We start from the raw sequence: 19,461 nt of genomic DNA, 5'->3' as shown, positions 1-19,461 counted from the left end.
TGGCTTTGCCAGGCCACCGGGTGCGTCCCCCTCCCGCAGGAGAGGGGGAAGGCGCGCAGCGACTCAGGGGGTGCTTCATCAGTTTCTAACTGGCTTGCCGGTGGACAACATGCCCAGGATGCGCTCTTGCGTCTTGGGGTTTTCGATGAGCGCGCAGAACGCCTTGCGCTCCAGCGCCATCACATACTCCTCGCTCACCAGCGTGCCAGCGTCCACGTCGCCGCCGCAGACCACTTCGGCGATCAGGCTGGCGATATGAAAATCATGCGGGCTGATGAAGCCGCCGTCGCGCATGTTCACCAGCTGCACCTTGATGGTGGCGATGCCGCTGCGGCCAGCCACCGGGAACAGGCGCTTGTGCGGCGCCCGCCAGCCACTGGCGGCCAGGGCCTTGGCTTCGTTGAGCGCGACGAACAGCAGTTCGTCCTTGTGCGGCACGATGATGTCGCTGTCCAGCAGATAGCCCAGCTTGCGCGATTCGAGCGCGCTGGTGCCCACCTTGGCCATCGCAGCGGCGGTGAAGCCTTCGGTCAGGAAGGGCAGCACGTCTTTGGAGGTGGACGTGGCCATGTTCTCGGCGGCGCGGCGTGCGATGTAGGTCAGGCCGCCAGCGCCGGGCACCAGGCCCACGCCCACTTCGACCAGGCCGATGTAGCTTTCCATGTGCACCACACGGCGTGCCGAGTGCACGGCCAGCTCGCAGCCGCCGCCCAGCGCCATGCCGCGGATGGCAGAGACCACGGGCACGTTGGCGTAGCGCAAACGCAGCATGGTTTGCTGCATTTCGTGCTCTGCCCCCTCGACCGCGCTGACACCGGCGATCATGAAGGCCGGCAGCATGGCCTGCAGGTCGGCGCCGACGCTGAAGGGCTCGTCGCCCGACCAGATCACCACACCTGCATAGTCCTTCTCGGCCAGCTCCACGGCCAGGTTCAGGCCCTCGCAGACGTCGGGGCTGATGGCGTGCATCTTGGTCTTGATGCTGGCGATGAGAATTTCGTCATCCAGCGTCCACAGGCGGATGGCATCGTCTTCGTGCAGCGTCGTGCCGGCCGTCGTGTAGTCGGGCAGCGCCTCGCCCAGCAATTTTTCAGGAAAATGCTGCTTTGCGTAGACAGGCAAAGCGCGGCGCGCTATGAATTTGTTAGCAGATGCACTCCACGAGCCTTGCGCCGTGTGCACGCCGCCGGCCTCGGCCACGGGCCCCTTGAACACCCACTCGGGCAGCGGTGCCTTGCTCAAGGCCTTGCCCGCGTCGATGTCTTCCTGGATCATCGTGGCCACTTCGAGCCAGCCCGCTTCCTGCCACAGCTCGAAGGGGCCCTGCTTCATGCCGAAGCCCCAGCGCATGGCCTGGTCCACGTCGCGTGCGTTGTCAGCAATGGTGCCCAGGTGCACGGCGGCGTAGTGGAAGCTGTTGCGCAGGATGGCCCAGAGGAACTGGCCCGGCGCACCGGAGGCAGCGCGCAGCAACTTCAGGCGCTCGCCCGCCGGCTTTTTCAGCATGCGGCTGTACACCTCGTCGGCCTTCTGGCCGCCGGGCACGTAGTCGCCGCTGGCGAGGTCGAAGCGCAGCACGTCACGGCCGACCTTCTTGTAGAAACCCGCCTTGGTCTTCTGGCCCAGGTTGCCCAGCTCCAGCAGCTTCTTGAGCACGGCGGGGGTTTCAAAGCTGCCGTAGAACGGGTCTGTGGCTTCGCTCAGGTTGTCCTGCAGCGTCTTGATGACGTGGGCCATGGTGTCCAGGCCCACCACATCGGCGGTGCGGAAGGTGCCGCTGCTGGCACGGCCGAGCTTTTTGCCCGTGAGGTCGTCCACCACGTCGAAGGTCAGGCCGAAGTTCTCGACCTCCTTCATGGTCGACAGCATGCCGGCGATGCCCACGCGGTTGGCGATGAAGTTGGGCGTGTCGTGCGCGCGCACCACGCCCTTGCCCAGGCCGCTGGTGACGAAGGCTTCGAGCTGGTCGAGCACCTCGGGGGCGGTGGTGGGCGTATTGATGAGTTCCACCAGCGTCATGTAGCGCGGCGGATTGAAGAAGTGGATGCCGCAGAAGCGTGGTTGGATGCTCTCGGGCAGTGCTTCGCTCAGCTTGGTGATCGACAGGCCCGATGTGTTGGACGCCACGATGGCGTGCGGTGCGACGTAGGGAGCGATCTTGGTGTAGAGGTCGAGCTTCCAGTCCATGCGCTCGGCGATGGCCTCGATGATGAGGTCACAGTCACGCAGCTGCTCCAGATGCTCTTCGTAGTTGGCCTGCTGGATCAATGCGGCGTCGTCCGCCACGCCCAGCGGCGCGGGCTTGAGCTTCTTGAGGTTGTCGACGGCACGGGTGACGATGCCGTTCTTGGCACCTTCCTTGGCGGGCAGGTCGAACAGCACCACCGGCACCTTGACGTTGACCAGGTGCGCGGCGATCTGCGCACCCATCACGCCAGCGCCGAGGACGGCGACTTTCTTCACTTGGAATCTTGACATCGGTATTTCTCCAGAAAGGCAGCGGCGGCTGGCGCCCTGCCCTCGTTGTTGTCGTCGTTACTGGACCCGTATCCAGGTCTGCGTGCGGCCAAACGGCCCGATGGAGCCGCGCACTTCGAGTTTTTTGCCGCCCTCGATGGGTGTCATGCGCAGCGTGTAGTTGCGGCCGTTCTCGGGGTCGAGAATCTTGCCGCCTTCCCACACGTCCTTGCCTTCGGCCTTCTTGGCGCCGCGGATGACCTCCAGGCCCAGGAGCGGCTTGTCCTTGCGATCGTCGCTGCATTCCTTGCAGACGTCGTCGGGCCTGGCGTCTTTCGTCAGGCGCTTTTCGAGTGCGCCGGTCAGCACGCCAGCGCCGTTGGCCTGGATGCGGATTTCGCCCTTGGCCTCGCCGGTCTTGTCATCGATATTGCGCCACAGACCTTCGGGCGTCATCTGCGCCCATGAAGCAGTGCAAGTTACTACAAAAACAATAGCTGCCAGCGTTTTATTCATGGGCGTCTCCTTGGTTTTTTATATCAATTTCAGGCCAAGGCCAGATCGGTATCCATCAGTACCTTGCTACCGCTGCGGGCGGTGCGCATCAGTGTGGCCGTCTCGGGGAACAGCTTGGCAAAGTAGAAGCGCGCCGTCTGCAGCTTGGCCTGGTAGAACGGGTCCTGGTTGCCGGCGGCGATCTCGCGCAGGGCCACCTGGGCCATGCGGGCGAAGAAGTAGCCGAACACCAGGTGACCGGCCACGCGCAGGTAGTCCACGGCAGCGGCGCCCACTTCGTCGGGGTTCTGGAAGCCCTTGAAACCGATCTCGGTGGTGAACTTGGTCATCTGGTCGCCGAGCAGGGCGATGGGGTTGATGAACTCGGCCATCTTCTCGTTCACGCCCTCCTCGGCCACCAGCTGGCCGACCAGCTTGCCGAACTTCTTGAGCGTGGCGCCGTTGTTGCCCAACACCTTGCGGCCCAGCAGGTCGAGCGACTGGATGGTGTTCGTGCCTTCATAGATCATGTTGATGCGGTTGTCGCGCACGAACTGCTCCATGCCCCATTCCTTGATGAAGCCATGGCCGCCAAAGACCTGCATGCAGGCGTTGGTGGCGATGTGGCCGTTATCGGTCAGGAAGGCCTTGGCAATGGGGGTCAGCAGGGCCAGCATCTCGCCAGCGTCCTTGCGCACCTTCTCGTCGGGGTGGTTGTGCTCTTTTTCCAGCAGGATGGCGCAGTAGGCCTGCAGGGCGCGGCCGCCTTCGGCGTAGGCCTTGGCGGTCAGCAGCATCTTGCGCACGTCGGGGTGCACGATGATGGGGTCGGCAGGCTTGTCCTTGGCCTTGGTGCCGCTCAAAGAGCGCATCTGGATGCGGTCCTTGGCGTAGGCCAGGGCGTTCTGGTAGGCCACTTCGGTCAGGCCGAGCGACTGGTTGCCCACGCCCAGGCGGGCGGCGTTCATCATCACGAACATGCCCTGCATGCCCTTGTGCGGCTGGCCGACCAGGGTGCCGACGGCGTCTTCGAGCACCATCTGGCAGGTGGCGCTGGCCTTGATGCCCATCTTGTGCTCCAGGCCGCCGCAGTAGATGCCGTTGCGCTCGCCGATCGAGCCATCCTTGTTCACATGGAACTTGGGCACGATGAACAGGCTGATGCCCTTGATGCCGGGGGGCGCATCGGGCAGGCGGGCCAGCACGAGGTGGATGATGTTCTCCGACATGTCGTGCTCGCCGGCGCTGATGAAGATCTTGTTGCCGGTGATCTTGTAGGTGCCGTCCGCCTGGGGCTCGGCTTTGGTGCGCATCAGGCCCAGGTCGGTGCCGCAGTGGGGCTCGGTCAGGCACATCGAGCCGGTCCACTCGCCGCTGGTCATCTTGGGCAGGTAGGTGGCCTTCTGCTCGGGCGTGCCATGCGTTTCCAGGGCGGCGTAGGCGCCATGGGTCAGGCCGGGGTACATGGTCCAGGCCTGGTTGGCGCTGTTGAGCATCTCGTAGAACATGGTGTTGACCACGTACGGCAGGCCCTGGCCGCCGTATTCGGGGTCGCACCCCAGCGCCGCCCAGCCCCCTTCGATGTACTGGGCGTAGGCTTCCTTGAAGCCCTTGGGCGTGGTCACTTCATGGGTGGTCTGGTCGATGGTGCAGCCCTCGGCGTCGCCGCTGATGTTCAGCGGAAACGTCACCTCGGCCGCAAACTTGCCGCCTTCCTCCAGCACGGCGTTGATGGTGTCGGCATCCATGTCGGCATGCTTGGGGATCTGCTGCAGATCGGCCGTGACATTGAACACTTCGTGCATCACAAATTGCATGTCGCGCAGGGGCGGCGTGTACGTGGGCATGGGGTTTACTCCTTGGAGGTTGGGGTGGAAACAGGGGATGTGCCCGCAGGCGCCTGGGCGCTGAAGCGGGCAAGAATGTTGTCGAAACCGGTCACCGCCCGCGCAATGGAACCGGGGTTTTTCAGGAAGCGCGCCTCGTAGTGCAGCGCCAGGATGAGGCCGTGCACCTCAAAAAGCATCTGGTCCTCGACCACATCCGCATGGAGCTGGCCCAGGTCCTTGGCCTGCCGGATGGCGCGCTTCATGGCGGCATGCCAGGTCAGCACCGAATGCGCCAGCGCGTCGCGCACCGGGCCGCTGCGTTCATCGAATTCAATCGCACCGCTGATGTAGATGCAGCCCGAGTCGATCTCGATCGAGGTGCGCTTCATCCAGTTGTCGAACATCGCGCGCAGACGCGGCACGCCGCGCGGCGCCGACATGGCGGGGTAGAACACCTCCTGCTCGAAGCAGTGGTGGTATTCGTGGATCACCGAAACCTGCAGTTCCTCGCGTGAGCCGAAATGGGCAAACACGCCAGACTTGCTCATGCCCATCACGTCGGCCAGCGCACCGATGGACAGCCCTTCCAGGCCGACATGCGTGGCCAGCCCCAGGGCGGCTTCGATGATGGCTGCCTTGGTCTGCTGCCCTTTTTGCAGCGCGCGCGCACTACCGGCACGCCCTCGGGTGGCGCGCGGCGTCGGGCTGGAAGAAGGGGTTGCGGACATGCTGCACACAAAAAAGAACGATCGTTCTATTCTGCAGCAAATTCCCTCCGGCGCCAGCCCTGCCCGAAAAAATAGAGGTACATCCCCAGCCTCCCGTTGCAGGCATGCCAACCGTCGGCCACGCCAGGGGCTGACGCATCACACTGGAAACGGCACTGCGTCAGCCGGGCGACCGGCGCCGAGAAAAAGGTGCGCGGCGGCCTGCCGCACAGGGTCAGAGCATCAGGGCGAGGCTGGCCTGGAGCTGCTCGGTGGGCAGGCGCTTGAACCCCGAACGCGCAAACCGCTGCAGCCGCCCCTGCACAAAGGCGGTCAGCACACCGGCAGCCACCTGCGCATCGACGGTGGGCGTGGCCGAGCCAGCCGCCCCTGCGGCCGGGCGCAGGCACTGGCGCAGGGTCGATTCGATGCGCTCGAAGAACTGGTTCATGCGTTGTTGCAGGCGTTCGTGCTCCAGCACCAGGGCGTCGCCCACCATCACACGCGCCAGGCCGGGGTTGCGCTCGCCAAACTGCAGCAGCAAAGCTGCCACGCGCATCGCCTGGCGCGCGCCGTCCTCGGGCGGGGCAGCCTCCACGGGGTCGCGCCCGACGATCTGCGTGACACGGGTGAAAACGGCCTGCTCGATAAAGTCGATCAGCGCCTCGAACATCTGCGCCTTGCTGGCAAAGTGACGGTACAGCGCCGCCTCGCTCACTTCCAGGCGCGCAGCCAATGCCGCCGTGGTGATGCGCTCGGCGCCAGGGTGTTCAAGCATGGCGGCCAGGGTCTGCAGGATCTGCTCGCGCCGCTCACCGGGACGCGGGCGCTTGCGCGGCCCGGGGACGGGAGAGCCCTCGGCGGAGCTCTCAGCGCGCGGCGTGGCGTCGTCGGGGGCGGTGTGTGCGTGCTCGTTCATGGGGCTCTTGGGGGTACGTTTCATTCTCGCACAGCCCCTCGCGGCGGTACGCCAACCGTCCGGACGAAAGCCCCATGACACTGGCGCGGCTCAGGCCAGCAGCCCCCGCGCCAGGGCCGTCCCGCCGCGCTGGGGCGTCCCCCTTCCACATCGCGCAGCGATGTCAGAGAAGAGGGAGGGAGCGAAGCGACACAGGGGGTTGTCTCACTTCACGCCGGAAACACCAGCGTCACCCGCAGCCCCCGACCGCTGGCGCCCGGCTCCAGCGTCAGGGTGGCGCCGTGCGCGCGGGCAATTTCGTCGGCAATCGGCAGGCCCAGCCCCGTGCCTTCGCCCTCGGTGCCCGGCACCCGGTAAAAGCGCTGCAGCACGTGCGCACGCTCGGCCGGCGGCACCCCGGGGCCATCGTCCTCCACCTGCAAGAACGCGCTGGCGCCCCCCTGCGGGTCCGGCCGGATGGCACAGCGGATGGTGACGCTGCCGCCCGCCCGCGTGTATTTAATGGCGTTGTCCACCAGGTTCGACAGCAGTTCGCGCAACAGCCAGCCATGACCGTACACATGCACCGGCTGCGCATCCAGGCCCAGGTCGATCCCTTTGCCGGTGGCGGCATCGAGGTACATCTCCAGCAGGTTCTCGCACAGGTCCCGCACATCCACGCGCTGCATGGCCTGGGCATCGAGGCTGCGGGCATCGGCCCGTGACAGGGCCAGCAACTGGTGCGCCAGCTGGGAGGTGCGGCGTGTGGCCGCGCGCAGCTTCTCGATCTCGGACGCTCCCAATGTAATAGCTGCAACCGCTTTACCACCAAGGGCTTGAGGCTCATCTGGCTTGAAAGTCCCGGAAGGCCCTGCCACCTTACCCCCCGAGCGCGCCAGCAGTGCCCAGGCCTCCACCTGCGCCTGCAGCCCCGCCAGCGGGGTGCGCAACTGGTGCGCCGCATCGGCCACAAACCGGCGCTGGCTCTCGGCCTGCATATTCACCAGGGCAAACAGGCGGTTGAGCGAATGCACCAGGGGCCGCACTTCGGCCGGTGAGGCGGTTTCATCGATGGCGCTCAGATCCCGGGGCGAGCGCCGCTCCACGGCGGCGGCCAGGTCCACCAGCGGCTTGAAGGCCCGGCCCACGGCCCAGTGGATGGCCAGTGCCGCCGCCGCCACCAGCACCAGGTTGGGCAGCAGCACCCGCAGCAACAGGTGCTGCGCCCACTGCTGACGCGGGTCGGAGCCGTCAGCCAACGCCACCACCATCTCGCCAGCACCGGTGGGGCCGCGCTGGACTGCCACCCGGTAGGTGATGCCGCGCACCTCCACGCTATGAAATTCCGGCGCCTGGGTGAGCGGAACAGCGCCATGCACCCACGCGTCGCCCAGCAGCAGGCGGCCCGACATGTCGCGCACGCTGAACCCGCTGACCCCGGCGTTCTGGCGCAGAAAATCTTCGACGGGTGGCGCCAGCAGCCAGACCGGAGGCCCGCCCGCCTCCGACCCGGGGGCCAGCACCGAGTCGGCCAGTGCAGGCAGCAGGCGCAACAGGCGTTGGTCATGCCGCGCCGCCGTTTCGTCGGCCGTACGGTAGTCCATCCACACCCCCAGCAGCGCCAGCAGGCACAACGGCAAGACCAGCAACAGCAGCAGGCGGTTGCGCAGGTCGGACGTCATGGCGCGCAGGCGGGGGCGCTGCAGGGCCATCGGTATGTCTCAGCCTCTCAAGGTTGCTGGAGTTCCAGCCGGTAGCCAAACCCCCGGATGGAGCGCAAGCCCACGCCATGGGGTTCGAGCTTGCCGCGCAGGCGCGACACATACACCTCGACCGCATTGGGCGTGATCTCCTTGTCCCAGCCGGTCAGCGCCTGCAAGAGCTTGTCCTTGCTGGCCGGTTTGGGGGCGTGGATCAGCAGATATTCCAGCACCGTCCATTCGCGCGGCCCCAGTTCGATGGGCAGCACGCTGGCGTCGGCCTCCTGGCGGATGCCGACGCGGCGGTTGGCGGTATCGAGTTCGAGCGGGCCAAAGGTCAGCACCGCCGTGTTGGCGGCCTGCGAGCGCCGCAGCAAGGCACGCAGCCGTGCCAGCAACTCGGGCAATTCGAAGGGCTTGACCATGTAATCGTCCGCGCCCAGATCCAGCCCCTGCACGCGGTCATGCAGCGCATCGCGCGCCGTGAGAATCAGCACCGGCATGTCATGGCTGGCCACTTCGGGGCGGCGCAGGCGGCGCGTGAGCTCCAGCCCGTCCATGCCGGGCAGGCCGATATCGACCACCGCCACATCGAAGGTCTCGCTCTGCAGCACCTCTTCGGCACGCTCGCCGCTGCCCACCCAGTCCACCGCATACCCGGCATCGGTCAGGCCCAGCTTGATGCCGCTGGCGACCATGATGTCGTCTTCGACCAGGAGGAGGCGCATGGCAGGACTCCGGGGTCAGTGGCTGCGGATCATGGTGCCATAGGCCTGATCGGTCAGGATTTCCAGCAGCATGGCATGCGGCACACGGCCGTCGATGATGTGCACGGCGTTCACACCGGCCTTGGCGGCATCGAGCGCACCCGCAATCTTGGGCAGCATGCCGCCCGAGATCGTGCCGTCGGCAAACAGTTCGTCGATGCGGCGCGCCGTCAGGTCGGTCAGCAGGTTGCCCGCCTTGTCCAGCACGCCCGGGGTGTTGGTCAGCAGCATGAGCTTCTCGGCCTTGAGCACCTCGGCCAGCTTGCTGGCGACCACATCGGCATTGATGTTGTAGCTCTCGTTGTTCTCGCCAAAGCCGATGGGGCTGATGACCGGGATGAAGGCATCGTCCTGCAGCGCCTTGACCACGCTCGGGTCGATGCTGACGATGTCGCCCACCTGGCCCACGTCGTGCTCGATTTCGGGGTTCTTGTTGTCGAGCATCTTGAGCTTGCGCGCACGGATCATGCCGCCATCGCGCCCCGTCAGGCCCACGGCCTTGCCGCCGGCCTGGTTGATCAGGCCCACGATGTCCTGCTGCACCTCGCCGGCCAGCACCCACTCGACCACTTCCATGGTCTCGGCGTCGGTCACGCGCATGCCCTGAATGAACTCGCCCTTCTTGCCCAGACGGCCCAGGGCCGCCTCGATCTGCGGGCCGCCGCCGTGCACCACCACCGGGTTCATGCCGACGAGCTTGAGCAGCACCACGTCCTCGGCAAAGTCCTGCTGCAATGCCGGGTCGGTCATGGCATTGCCGCCGTACTTGATGACCATGGTCTTGCCATGGAACTTGCGGATGTAGGGCAGCGCCTGGGCCAGAATTTCAGCCTTGTCGCGCGGGGTAATCGAAAGAAGGGAGTCGGTGGTCATGAAGCAGGCTTTCGGGCGTGAACGAAAATGCGCGAATTGTGCCGCATTGGCGGCGCCGGTCGTCCAGGAGGCTCAGCGGCGCAACCAGCTCGGCACCTTGAACCGCACAATGGCCAGGTAGGCTGCCACATAGCTCACCACAAACAGCACACAAAAGCCCATCAGCACCGGCGTATGGCTCCAGAACAACACGGCCGGCACCACCGTGAGCAGCGTGAACCCCCACAGATAGGGCGAAGTGCGGTTGTTGCGCATCAGCATGCGGCGCGATTCATCATCGTGGAACACGCTGCGCACGATGCGCCGGTAGATCAGCTGGTGAAAGTGCAGCGCGTCAGCCACACCCGGCGAGACGCCGCGCGCCATCTTGCGGTAGATGGAAAACACCGTCTCCCACACCGGATAAATCAGCAGCAGCAACGGAAACCAGGGCGACACCTGCACATTGCGCTGCACCAGCGCCACACTGGCCAGTGCAATCACCACGCCCCAGATGTAGGCGCCGCCATCCCCGGCAAACAGCATGCCGCGCGGGTAATTCCACACCAGAAACCCCCCCGTGGCTGCCGCCGTGGACACCAGCAACGCCGCCAGCGCCCGGTCGCCCACCTGCAGCGCCACATGGGCCAGGGCCAGGCACACAATGAGCGCCACCATGCCGGCCAGGCCGTTGTAGCCGTCAATGATGTTGAAGGCATGGGGTAGTCCTGCCACGGCCAGCAAGGCGATGGCATAGCCCAGCCAGGGAGCGGCCGTCAACAGCATATCCAGCCAGGGCAGATCCAGACGGGGCACCGACAGCCCGAGCAGCCAGATAGCCAGCAGCCCGGAGGCAGCCGTGAGCACCAGCCGGTAACGCACTGTCAACCGCTGGGTCATGTCTTCGGCAATCCCGCCCACTGCAGAGGGCAGGAGCACCAGCAGCCAGGCCGCTACCCAGTGGTCCAGAAGGGGTGCCCCCCCCCACTGTGCTTGCACCAGCCCCACGCACCAGGCGGATGCCGTACCCATCAGGACCGCCACCCCACCCAGGCGAGGAACATCACCATGGTGAAAACGCTGCGGCATTCGATTGCCATAATGAACCGCGTGGCTCCGCGCCCACCGGACGATGACGCCCGCAGCCAATACTGCCACGACGAATGCAACCAATGACAACCAGATCATGCGCTCTGGATGTTACCCGCCGCCGGTCGGCTGCCAGGTAACAAATGGCAGAGACATCCGACCTCCCGCAAACCCTGCGCTCCTCGACCGCACAGTGTCATTGTTCAGGGCGCAAGCCAGGCGTTGATTTCGGCCACGATGTCCTCGCGGCCCTCTCCCGCCAACGATTGCAGGCGGAGCCTTGAGAGAAGGTACACATACCGCGCCTGCGCCAAATCGCGCAATGCCACCGTCTTTTGCTGCTCGGCATTGAGCACATCCAGCGTGGTACGCATACCCGCACGAAACGACTGGCGATTGGAGGTGACCGCCTGCTCCGCGGAGCGCACTGCCTGCTCCAGCGCAGCGATACGCAAAACGCCCTCGGTAATTCCCCGGAACTCACGGTGCACACGCACGCCAAGATCGCGACGCGCCGCCTCCAGCACTTCGCGCGCCCGCTCGTGGGCCGCAACTGCCTGACGGATCGAGGAACTGACCCCGCCGCCCGCGTACAGCGGCACAGAAAGCTGCAGGCCAATCGTCTTGTTGTCGTAACGCGAGTTCACGCTCGTCACGCTGTCGCTGTTCGTGCGCGACCACTGCGCCACCAGGTCCAGCGTGGGCTTGTGACCCGCCTGTGCCTTTTCAATCTCCAGGCGTGTGGCCTCCATCTGGGCACGCAGCGAGGCCAGCTCCGGGCTCGCCTGTTCTGCACGCTCGATCCAAGCATCCACGCTGGCGGGTACTGGCGCGTTGGGAACAAAACGCGCAACGTCCAGCACGGCCAATGTGTCGAGGGGCCCTCCCACCAGCACTTCCAGACGGCGGCGGGTGAACTCCACGTTCTGCTGCGTCTCCAGCTCCTGCGCCAACGTCAGATCCAGACGTGCCTGGGCTTCATCAACATCGGTACGCGTGCCCGACCCGGCCATGAAACCCTTGCGTGCCGCATCCAGCTGCACGGCGTAGTTCTTTTTCTGCGCAGCCACCAGCGCTTGCTGATCCCCAGCCAGCAGTACGTCGAAATACGCTTCTGCCACCCGCGTCACCAGAGCGTGTTCATCACGCTCCAGCGTAGCGTCCGCATCCTCGACCTGAGCCTGCGCCTGACGCACCAGCGCGCTCAGATAGGGCCGATACAGCGGTTGGCGCACAGACAGGGTCTGGCTCCCGCTGTAGTACTGGTTCTGGTTGGTGACCGGCTGGCCCAGCAGGTTCTGCGTCCTGCTGGTCAGGTCGTTGTGATTGCGCGCTGCATTCAACGACACATTGGGGCGTTGCTGCGCGACAGCCTGCGGCAGACGTTCCCGGCCCGCTTCGGCGGCAGCGCGGGCCGCCCGGATGGAAGCATCATTTTCACTTGCAGCGCGGTAAGCCTGGGTCAGGTCCAGCGACCACACCGGCAATGCCATGCCAGACAGCGCCACACATGCAGCAGCCAGACGCCATGAAACAGGACGTCGCGCAAAGCTTGTGCCATTTTTCATCGCCTCACTCCTCTTTCATCGACGCCGCAAGACGCTTTGTCAGCGGATGCAGCAGATAGGTCAGCATTGAACGCTCACCTGTCTTGATGATGATTTCCGCCGGCATTCCAGGCTGCATCTGCCGCTGCCCCAACGTCTTGGCGCCCTCTGGCGTCACCCCGACCCGGGCGAGATAGTAGGAAACCTGCGGATTCTGCGGGTCCGACAGCAGGTCACCCGAGACAGAAACCACCTTGCCCGCAACCACCAGCTGTGGCGAATGGGCGAACGCCGAGAAGCGGATATCCACCGGCAGACCCGCATGCACCTTGTCGATCAAGTTGGGCGCCACATGCGCCTCCAGCAACAGTGCCTGGTCGACTGGCACCACATCCATCAGCTTCTGCCCTGGCTGCACGACACCGCCTACGGTCTGTGTCGCCAATCCAACCACCTGCCCGGCCACAGGCGCCTTGATTTCCAGGCGCTCCATATCCGCCGTCACCGCCACGAACTTCTCGGCATCGGCCAACACTTCGCGAGTCACCTCGGCCATCTGGGCCTCCACCTCCTTGCGGTATTCCTGTTGGCGCACGATCATCCGCTGGCGCATTTCAGCAATGGACCGGCGCGCACGGGTGACATTGCCCAGCAGGTCGGCGATAGACGCATTGGAATCGGCCACCATCCGTTCAAGCTCCAGCTGGCGATTGCGTGGGGCATAGCCCTCCTTCACCATGCTGCGGGTATTGGTCAGTTCTTCTTCCAGCAGGGCCAGCTGGCTGCGACGGCTGGAGAGCATGCCTTCATAGGCTTGCAATTGCGCCTGCAGACCCTGAATGCTTTCTTCAATGCCTTGCACATCGGCGCGCAGCGCCTCCTGGCGGGCTCGAAACAATTGCTCTTGCGTGACCATCTGCTGACGAATCAGCGGGTCGGACTGGGCGGCCTTGAGGTCCGGGTGGAACGTTACCGTGCTGCTGCGCGACTGCTCGGCCAGCAAACGGCCCTGCATGGCACGCAGCCCCAGATAGCGCTGACGCACCCCTTCATAGTTGGCACGCGCCACCGCTTCATCCAGACGGATGAGCACCTCCCCCTCTTCGACCACCTGCCCCTCGCGCACCAGCACCTCCTTGATGATGCCACCCGTCAGGTGCTGCACCGCCTTGCGCTTGGTATCGATCGCCACCATCCCCTGGCTGGGAACGCCCTCATCCAGCGGCGCCAGACCGGCCCACAGCAGAAAGCCGCCAAAACCCAGTCCCAGCGCCCACAGCCCAACGCGTGCCGCTCGCCCGGTGTCAGAAAGAGAAGGAGACTCCTGGGACGCAGCAGGTGCGTCAGGTGCCGCAGGTGGCCCGCCAGCCTCAGGGCTAGGCAGTTTGGGGGAAACATCTTGAATGGCCATGACAATCTCGGAAAAAAATTTTCTGGATATGAACGAAGCACGCTAGAGCTAAGCGGCGGCTGGAAGGGAAGACGCAGGCGGCCCATAGTCCGACGACCCCGCTGCCGGCGCAGGCTGACGGCCCGCCTGAAGGGCAGCCATGACGGCATCGCGCGGCCCATCGGCATGCACTCGGCCATCGCGCAAAACCAGGAGTCGATCGGCCACGGCCACCACCCCCGGGCGATGGCTGATCAGGAATACCGTCTTGCCTTTGGCTTTGAGTCCGCGCACCGTATTGAGCAACGCCTCTTCACCCGCATCGTCCAGGTTGGCGTTGGGTTCATCAAGCACGATCAAAGCGGGGTCACCATAAATGGCGCGCGCCAAACCGATGCGCTGACGCTGCCCCCCCGAAAGCAGTCCACCAGCTTCACCGATGGGGGTGTCATAGCCTTTGGGAAAACGCAAAATCATTTCGTGCAGGCCTGCGGACTCCGCAGCAGCAATCACCTTGGGTGAATCCATTTCGGTGAAGCGTCCGATGTTTTCGGCAATCGTGCCCTCGAACAATTCGATGTCCTGCGGCAAATAACCCAGGTGCGGCCCCAGTTCGGTGCGGTTCCAGCCCCCGATGGGCCGCTCGTCCAGCAACACCTCACCAGACACGTCCGGCCAGATACCCATGATTACCCGCGCCAGCGTGGACTTCCCGGAACCCGAGGGCCCAAGCACCACGGTCACCGTGCCCGCAGGCACCTCCAGATCGATGCCCTTGAGAATGGGCTCCTGGCGGCCAGCGGCAGTGGCAACCACGCCACGCAACGCCAGCGCACCCGTCGGGGGTACGCGGGTCAGGGCAGGATCACGTTCTGGATGCGCCTGCAACAGCGACTCCAGGCGACCAAATGCGTCCCGCGCGCCAATGAAGCTGCGCCAGGAATTGGCCAGAAGATCGATGGGCGCCAGCGCACGGGTCATCAGGACATTGGCGGCAATCATGGCGCCAGGAGACAATTGACCATCGATCACCAACAATGCCCCGGCCCCCAGAGCCAGCGACTGCTGCGAGTACCGAATGAACTTGCTCCACGCTGAAATGCGGTTGGATACCGACTGCGCACCATCGTGCGCACTCAGAGCCCCCCCGTGCCGCACCGCCCAATGGTTGCGCAGGTTGTTCACCATCCCCATCGACTCCAGCACCTCGGCATTGCGCAACTTGCCTTGCAGGTAGGCATTGACTTCGCTCTGCGTTTTGCTGGCACGGGCTTGCGGTGCAACCGTTTTGCTGTGACCGAACCACGCCAGCGCCCCCTGTACCAGCATGAAGAAAATCGCCAGCATCCCCAGCCAGGGGTGCAGCAGGAACAGCACACAGACGTAGATGGGAGCCCAAGGCAAATCGAACACCGCAAAAATGCCGTTGCCGGTCAGAAACTGGCGCAACTCGGTCAGGTCTGCGAAGGCGCGCGAAGGATTGTGGCCCGATTGCGACAGGTAAGCCTCGAAACTGGCATTGAATACCTTGGTACTCAATTGCTCGTCGAGCCGCACCCCGGCGCGCACCAGCACGCGCGAGCGCGACCACTCGGAAATCGACATGACGCCCAGCAAGAACAACGTCACCACCGATACAGCCACCAGTGTGAGTTCGCTGCCGCTGACCAGCACGCGGTCATACACCTGCAACATGTACAAGGTGGGCGTCAGCATGAGCAGATTGGCCACCATGCTGAAGAGTCCCACGATCAGGAACTCGCGGCGAAACGCCCACAAGGTGCGGGTGAGGTCACTGCGTTGAAAAAATGCGGAATTGGTCATAGTGCCTTGCCTGCCTTGTAAATTACCTGCGCCCCATGCTCATGCCACTGCCAGCGCCCCGGCCTGCGGTGTCTGCCGCGCCTTGGCTTCCTGGGCCGCCTTGGTCAGGGCTGCCAGCACTTCGTCACGCGGGCCAAAGGCCTGCTGCGCGCCCTCGCGCATCACCAGCATCAGATCCGCCACAGCCAGAATGCTGGTGCGGTGCGTCATGACCACAAAGGTCGTGCCACGCGCCTTGAGCGCCGAAATGGCCGCCGCCAAAGCAGCATCGCCCTCCTCGTCGAGGCTGGAGTTAGGCTCGTCCAGCACCACATACACCGGGTTGCCATACAGCGCGCGCGCCAGCGCAGCACGCTGACGCTGCCCCCCCGACAGCATGGCCCCCTCACGCCCCACGGGGCTGTCATAGCCCTGTGGCAATGAAAGAATATGCTCGTGCAGTCCCACCAGCCGGGCGGCCTCTTCGACCTTGGCGTAATCCACCGGGCCAAAGCGGGCAATGTTCTCAGCCAGCGTGCCCTCGAACAACTCCACGCCCTGCGGCAGGTAACCTACATGGGGGCCCAGCTCGGATTTATCCCACGTGAAGACATCCGCACCGTCGAGGCGCACCTTGCCCACCGCAGAGGGCCACAGGCCCACCAAAAGCCGCGCCAACGTCGTCTTGCCCGACGCGGACGGCCCCACCACCGCCAGCACCTGCCCCGGTGCGACCGTCAACTGGATGCCGCGCACAATGGCAGATGGTGAGCCGGGCGCCCCGGCCGTCACCTGCTCCACGGCCAAGGCCCCCTTTGGCGCAGGCAACTCCATGCCCTTGGGACGCTTGGGCAGCTGGCGAAGCAACTGGTCCAAACGTCCCCAGGCCAGGCGCACACCCACCACGGCGCGCCATTGCGTGATGATCTGCACCAACGGCGCCAGCATGCGGCCACCCAGTACCGAGGCAATGATCATCATCCCCGACCCGCCGTTGAGCTGGTTGCGCAACAACAGCCAGGCACCGAGGCCCAACAGCAGAGAGCCCATCACCTGCTGCACAAACTTGGACATCGACTGAAAGATCCCGGCCACATCCGAGGCCACTGCCTGCTGCTTGAGGAACTCCCGCTGGCGTTCCATCCACAGGCGGTGAATGTTGCGCAGCATGCCCATGGATTCGATCACCTCCGCGTTGCGCAAGGAACCATCGGCATATTGCTGCGCCGCAATCGACATGCGGTTGGCATCGGCCAGCGGCGGCTGCGAGTTGCGCTCGTTGAGCCAGGCCAGCACCGTCTGCACCAGCGCACCGGCCACCGCCGACCAGCCCAGTAACGGATTGATGGCAAAGATCAGCACCATGAAGACAAAAGCCGCCGGCAGTTCCATGCACGCTGACAAGACCTGGGAGTTCAAAAAGTCGCGCACCGTGCGCAAATCACTCATGGCCTGCGCTGTGCCACCCTGCATCCGACGCAAACCGGCCTCGAAAATTGCGCCGAACACCCGGCCAGACAACTCGCCATCCAGCGCCTGACCAGCCCCCCGCAAAATCTCGTTGCGAGCCCAATCCAGCAACTCCATCACCATATAAAGGCCCAGCACCATCACCGTCAGCATGAACAAGGTCATGTGACTGCGGCTGTTGACCACCCGGTCGTACACCTCCAGCATGTACACGGTGGGCGCCAGCAACAGCAGACTGCCGAGCACACCAAACAAAGTGGCACGCACAAAATAAGGCTTCAGGGCGCCGAGCGCCTCGCGCAGTTCGGAAGGGGGGTTTGGTTGGCTCACGCAGTTTTCTCCACCATCACATATTCAGGAATTTCGCCCACCCCGGACGGGGGCACCGCACCAGTCCGTTCAACACGCACCTGGGCAGACTGGGCTGGCACCTTGTCGCCTGCAGTCTCAAGATAGAACGACAGTTCAAACACACCATCACGGCGCCGGGCCAGCACAATCTCGCGCAGCTTGGCCGAATGGAAGGCCGCTTCATCCTCGGGCCGCAGTGCCAGTTCAAAGCGCATGCGTCCATCGAGTGTGAACATCGACAACTGACCGCCTTTCACACTGAGGGTGTGCCGGTCGAAATACACGGGGCAACTGTCACGAAACCGCAGCAAGGGCAACGGCTTGCCCTGAAGGCGGTTCAGATTGAACGGACTGGCCGGGTTTTGATACACACGGCGGCAGGTGCGCGAGACCGAGTAAATCGCGTTGCACACCATCTGCGACCCCAGCGCCGGAAACTGCTCACGCAACTGCCGGTAGGCCAGATGGTGCAACGCCACCCGGTTCCACACCCTCGTCTGCTGCACCAGAGGCGCCAGCACATTGCACACCTGTGCAAATGCCTGCTGTAACGCCAGCAGCCGCGTCGCCTGCTCGGGCGTGGCTTGCAGCGGGATGCGCAGGATTAAATTCATATAGGAGATGCAGTGTACTACTTCCTATATGAATATCTGGAGACTCCCCCGCGAATTTTTTGGCGGGCTTGGGGGGCGCTGGGTGCGCAGCGTTGACGCGGCGCAAAGGGCCGGACTGCACACACGCCACCTCCGCCAAAGCCTCCACGAAACACCATGCGGTTCTGTATTGCCAACCCGGCGGCACGGCAGCGCCTGAAGCGCCGACTGGCGGGCGCCTGGAGCCGTGCAAACCACCGGCATCGCAGACGCCAAGGCGTCTTCAGGATGCGCTGGCTTGCGGCTCTACGGCAGGCTGAGCCGCTGCTGGGGCCTGCAGCGCGGCCTCCAGTGCCCCCACGAAGGCGTTGCGGGCCGTGCGGGCAATGCCCATCTGCACCTGCAGCCGCGCAATTTCGGCGTCCACGGCCTGCACATTGGCCAGTTGTGTACGGGCGGCCTCGCTCAGGTCGGAAAAAGCGTAGGTAGTGCCATTGATGGTGATGCTTTCAGGCTGCGCCATGGGAAATCCTGTGTTGGGTTTTGAACAAAAAAACTGCCACCGGGGGTGGCAGGGCTCGATCCATTATCGCCCGTGTGCTGCGGGACACCCGCAAACACCCAGCCGGCAGAGGCCGTACGGCGCCGTCAGAAATTGAACTTGATGGTGTCGCCCATCGCATTGGCACCCGGCTCAAACAGCTTTTGCACGATGGCCGGATCGGGTGCGGCGGCCTTGCGCCGTGCAGCGTGGCCGTCCTTGAGGCGCTGAAGCACAACGATGCGGCTCATCGAAAAGAGCTGCGCGTAGGCCAGGCCCAGCGCATGGCCCGCGTGCAGACGCTCCAATGCCTCGCCCCGCAAGGCGTTCAGGCGGGCCTCATCCACGCGAAACAGGCCCGCGGGCAAGGTTTCCTGCGGGTGGCCGTTGCGGGGCTGAATCTGCCATGGGGTGAGCAGTTCGGCCTCTTGCAGCAGCCTGACAGCGTTTTGTGTCTGGCGCAGCAAGGTCACATTGCGCTGCAACTGCTGCGTGACCTGCTGGAACTGCGGCTGTGGCTGGCCTTCATCGTTGAAAAAGCGCAGCTCACCCCGCCCAAAGTCCGGGGCGTCGCGGTAGAGGCCACTGGCATGGTTGAAACACACGCCGAAGCTCTGCGAACCCTCCGCACTGGCGGCCATGGGCTGGACGCTGAAGGGATAGGCACGCAACTCGTTCGGCACATGCAGGCCGCCCCAACGCCCGTTGTCGTCCACCAGCTGGTTGCGGCCGTCGGCGAAACCCGCCACAGCCACCAGCATGAACTGGCCGCCCGGCAGCTTGGCCAGGGCCATGGGCAGTGTGGGCACCAGGGCGCTCAGCTCGCTCAGGTGGACGGGTATGGCGGGCTGCTGCTGTGCAAAGCGAAAGTCGGCGGACGGCACATAGCCGTGGCTGCGCGCCGCCGTGGCATCGATGAACTGAATGTCGGAAGGCATGGTATGGAAGGTGGGTGGAACGGCGCATGATAAA

General features: G+C 64.5%; 16 protein-coding genes. All 16 read right to left on the bottom strand.

Annotated elements, in window-relative coordinates; all coding sequences use genetic code 11:
• Nucleotides 1–78 precede the first annotated feature (78 nt).
• Nucleotides 79–2,478: a 3-hydroxyacyl-CoA dehydrogenase/enoyl-CoA hydratase family protein gene (locus J8G26_RS03575; RefSeq protein ID WP_210567957.1), complete on the bottom strand. Its 2,400-nt coding sequence runs from the start codon at nucleotides 2,476–2,478 to the stop codon at nucleotides 79–81.
• A gap of 57 nt (nucleotides 2,479–2,535) precedes the next feature.
• Entirely contained in the window at nucleotides 2,536–2,973 is a 438-nt protein-coding gene (locus J8G26_RS03570) for a DUF2147 domain-containing protein (RefSeq protein WP_210567956.1), read from the bottom strand.
• A 29-nt stretch (nucleotides 2,974–3,002) separates the two neighbouring features.
• Nucleotides 3,003–4,799, bottom strand: a complete 1,797-nt coding sequence (locus tag J8G26_RS03565) for an acyl-CoA dehydrogenase C-terminal domain-containing protein (protein WP_210567955.1) — start codon at nucleotides 4,797–4,799, stop codon at nucleotides 3,003–3,005.
• 5 nt (nucleotides 4,800–4,804) lie between these two features.
• Nucleotides 4,805–5,509, bottom strand: coding sequence for a TetR/AcrR family transcriptional regulator (locus J8G26_RS03560; RefSeq protein WP_210567954.1), 705 nt, complete (start codon nucleotides 5,507–5,509; stop codon nucleotides 4,805–4,807).
• Nucleotides 5,510–5,723: 214 nt separating this feature from the next.
• A complete protein-coding gene (gene slmA / locus J8G26_RS03555) occupies nucleotides 5,724–6,407 on the bottom strand; it encodes a nucleoid occlusion factor SlmA (RefSeq protein ID WP_210568042.1) in 684 nt (227 codons plus the stop codon).
• 209 nt (nucleotides 6,408–6,616) lie between these two features.
• Nucleotides 6,617–8,068, bottom strand: coding sequence for a sensor histidine kinase (locus J8G26_RS03550; RefSeq protein WP_210568041.1), 1,452 nt, complete (start codon nucleotides 8,066–8,068; stop codon nucleotides 6,617–6,619).
• Nucleotides 8,069–8,115: 47 nt separating this feature from the next.
• Entirely contained in the window at nucleotides 8,116–8,814 is a 699-nt protein-coding gene (locus J8G26_RS03545) for a response regulator transcription factor (protein ID WP_210567953.1), read from the bottom strand.
• A gap of 15 nt (nucleotides 8,815–8,829) precedes the next feature.
• Nucleotides 8,830–9,726: an acetylglutamate kinase gene (gene argB / locus J8G26_RS03540; RefSeq protein WP_210567952.1), complete on the bottom strand. Its 897-nt coding sequence runs from the start codon at nucleotides 9,724–9,726 to the stop codon at nucleotides 8,830–8,832.
• A 72-nt stretch (nucleotides 9,727–9,798) separates the two neighbouring features.
• Entirely contained in the window at nucleotides 9,799–10,893 is a 1,095-nt protein-coding gene (locus J8G26_RS03535; RefSeq protein ID WP_210567951.1) for a glycosyltransferase, read from the bottom strand.
• Nucleotides 10,894–10,997: 104 nt separating this feature from the next.
• A complete protein-coding gene (locus J8G26_RS03530) occupies nucleotides 10,998–12,362 on the bottom strand; it encodes a TolC family outer membrane protein (protein ID WP_210567950.1) in 1,365 nt (454 codons plus the stop codon).
• A 4-nt stretch (nucleotides 12,363–12,366) separates the two neighbouring features.
• A complete protein-coding gene (locus J8G26_RS03525) occupies nucleotides 12,367–13,752 on the bottom strand; it encodes an HlyD family type I secretion periplasmic adaptor subunit (RefSeq protein WP_210567949.1) in 1,386 nt (461 codons plus the stop codon).
• A 48-nt stretch (nucleotides 13,753–13,800) separates the two neighbouring features.
• Nucleotides 13,801–15,555 (bottom strand): type I secretion system permease/ATPase, encoded by a 1,755-nt coding sequence (locus J8G26_RS03520; RefSeq protein ID WP_210567948.1) that lies wholly within the window; start codon nucleotides 15,553–15,555, stop codon nucleotides 13,801–13,803.
• 39 nt (nucleotides 15,556–15,594) lie between these two features.
• Nucleotides 15,595–17,334 (bottom strand): type I secretion system permease/ATPase, encoded by a 1,740-nt coding sequence (locus tag J8G26_RS03515; RefSeq protein WP_210567947.1) that lies wholly within the window; start codon nucleotides 17,332–17,334, stop codon nucleotides 15,595–15,597.
• Complete coding sequence (locus J8G26_RS03510) at nucleotides 17,331–17,969, bottom strand: hypothetical protein (RefSeq protein WP_210567946.1); 639 nt, start codon at nucleotides 17,967–17,969, stop codon at nucleotides 17,331–17,333. The genes J8G26_RS03515 and J8G26_RS03510 overlap by 4 nt, the downstream gene beginning before the upstream one ends.
• 262 nt (nucleotides 17,970–18,231) lie before the next feature.
• Nucleotides 18,232–18,471: a DUF6447 family protein gene (locus J8G26_RS03505; protein ID WP_210567945.1), complete on the bottom strand. Its 240-nt coding sequence runs from the start codon at nucleotides 18,469–18,471 to the stop codon at nucleotides 18,232–18,234.
• 125 nt (nucleotides 18,472–18,596) lie between these two features.
• Nucleotides 18,597–19,427, bottom strand: coding sequence for a SapC family protein (locus J8G26_RS03500; RefSeq protein ID WP_210567944.1), 831 nt, complete (start codon nucleotides 19,425–19,427; stop codon nucleotides 18,597–18,599).
• Nucleotides 19,428–19,461 lie beyond the last annotated feature (34 nt).

It is taken from the genome of Acidovorax sp. JG5 (genome assembly GCF_017939685.1).
Classification (GTDB): Bacteria; Pseudomonadota; Gammaproteobacteria; order Burkholderiales; family Burkholderiaceae_C; genus Acidovorax.
This window is presented reverse-complemented; position numbering and strand designations above follow the sequence as displayed.

Coding starts and splice junctions, on each gene's coding strand:
- J8G26_RS03550 (WP_210568041.1), bottom strand. CDS start 8,068: ATGACGTCCGACCTGCGCAACCGCCTGCTGCTGTTGCTGGTCTTGCCG.
- slmA (WP_210568042.1), bottom strand. CDS start 6,407: ATGAACGAGCACGCACACACCGCCCCCGACGACGCCACGCCGCGCGCT.
- J8G26_RS03525 (WP_210567949.1), bottom strand. CDS start 13,752: ATGGCCATTCAAGATGTTTCCCCCAAACTGCCTAGCCCTGAGGCTGGC.
- J8G26_RS03560 (WP_210567954.1), bottom strand. CDS start 5,509: ATGTCCGCAACCCCTTCTTCCAGCCCGACGCCGCGCGCCACCCGAGGG.
- J8G26_RS03530 (WP_210567950.1), bottom strand. CDS start 12,362: ATGAAAAATGGCACAAGCTTTGCGCGACGTCCTGTTTCATGGCGTCTG.
- J8G26_RS03575 (WP_210567957.1), bottom strand. CDS start 2,478: ATGTCAAGATTCCAAGTGAAGAAAGTCGCCGTCCTCGGCGCTGGCGTG.
- J8G26_RS03500 (WP_210567944.1), bottom strand. CDS start 19,427: ATGCCTTCCGACATTCAGTTCATCGATGCCACGGCGGCGCGCAGCCAC.
- J8G26_RS03535 (WP_210567951.1), bottom strand. CDS start 10,893: ATGATCTGGTTGTCATTGGTTGCATTCGTCGTGGCAGTATTGGCTGCG.
- J8G26_RS03510 (WP_210567946.1), bottom strand. CDS start 17,969: ATGAATTTAATCCTGCGCATCCCGCTGCAAGCCACGCCCGAGCAGGCG.
- J8G26_RS03545 (WP_210567953.1), bottom strand. CDS start 8,814: ATGCGCCTCCTCCTGGTCGAAGACGACATCATGGTCGCCAGCGGCATC.
- J8G26_RS03505 (WP_210567945.1), bottom strand. CDS start 18,471: ATGGCGCAGCCTGAAAGCATCACCATCAATGGCACTACCTACGCTTTT.
- J8G26_RS03520 (WP_210567948.1), bottom strand. CDS start 15,555: ATGACCAATTCCGCATTTTTTCAACGCAGTGACCTCACCCGCACCTTG.
- J8G26_RS03570 (WP_210567956.1), bottom strand. CDS start 2,973: ATGAATAAAACGCTGGCAGCTATTGTTTTTGTAGTAACTTGCACTGCT.
- J8G26_RS03565 (WP_210567955.1), bottom strand. CDS start 4,799: ATGCCCACGTACACGCCGCCCCTGCGCGACATGCAATTTGTGATGCAC.
- argB (WP_210567952.1), bottom strand. CDS start 9,726: ATGACCACCGACTCCCTTCTTTCGATTACCCCGCGCGACAAGGCTGAA.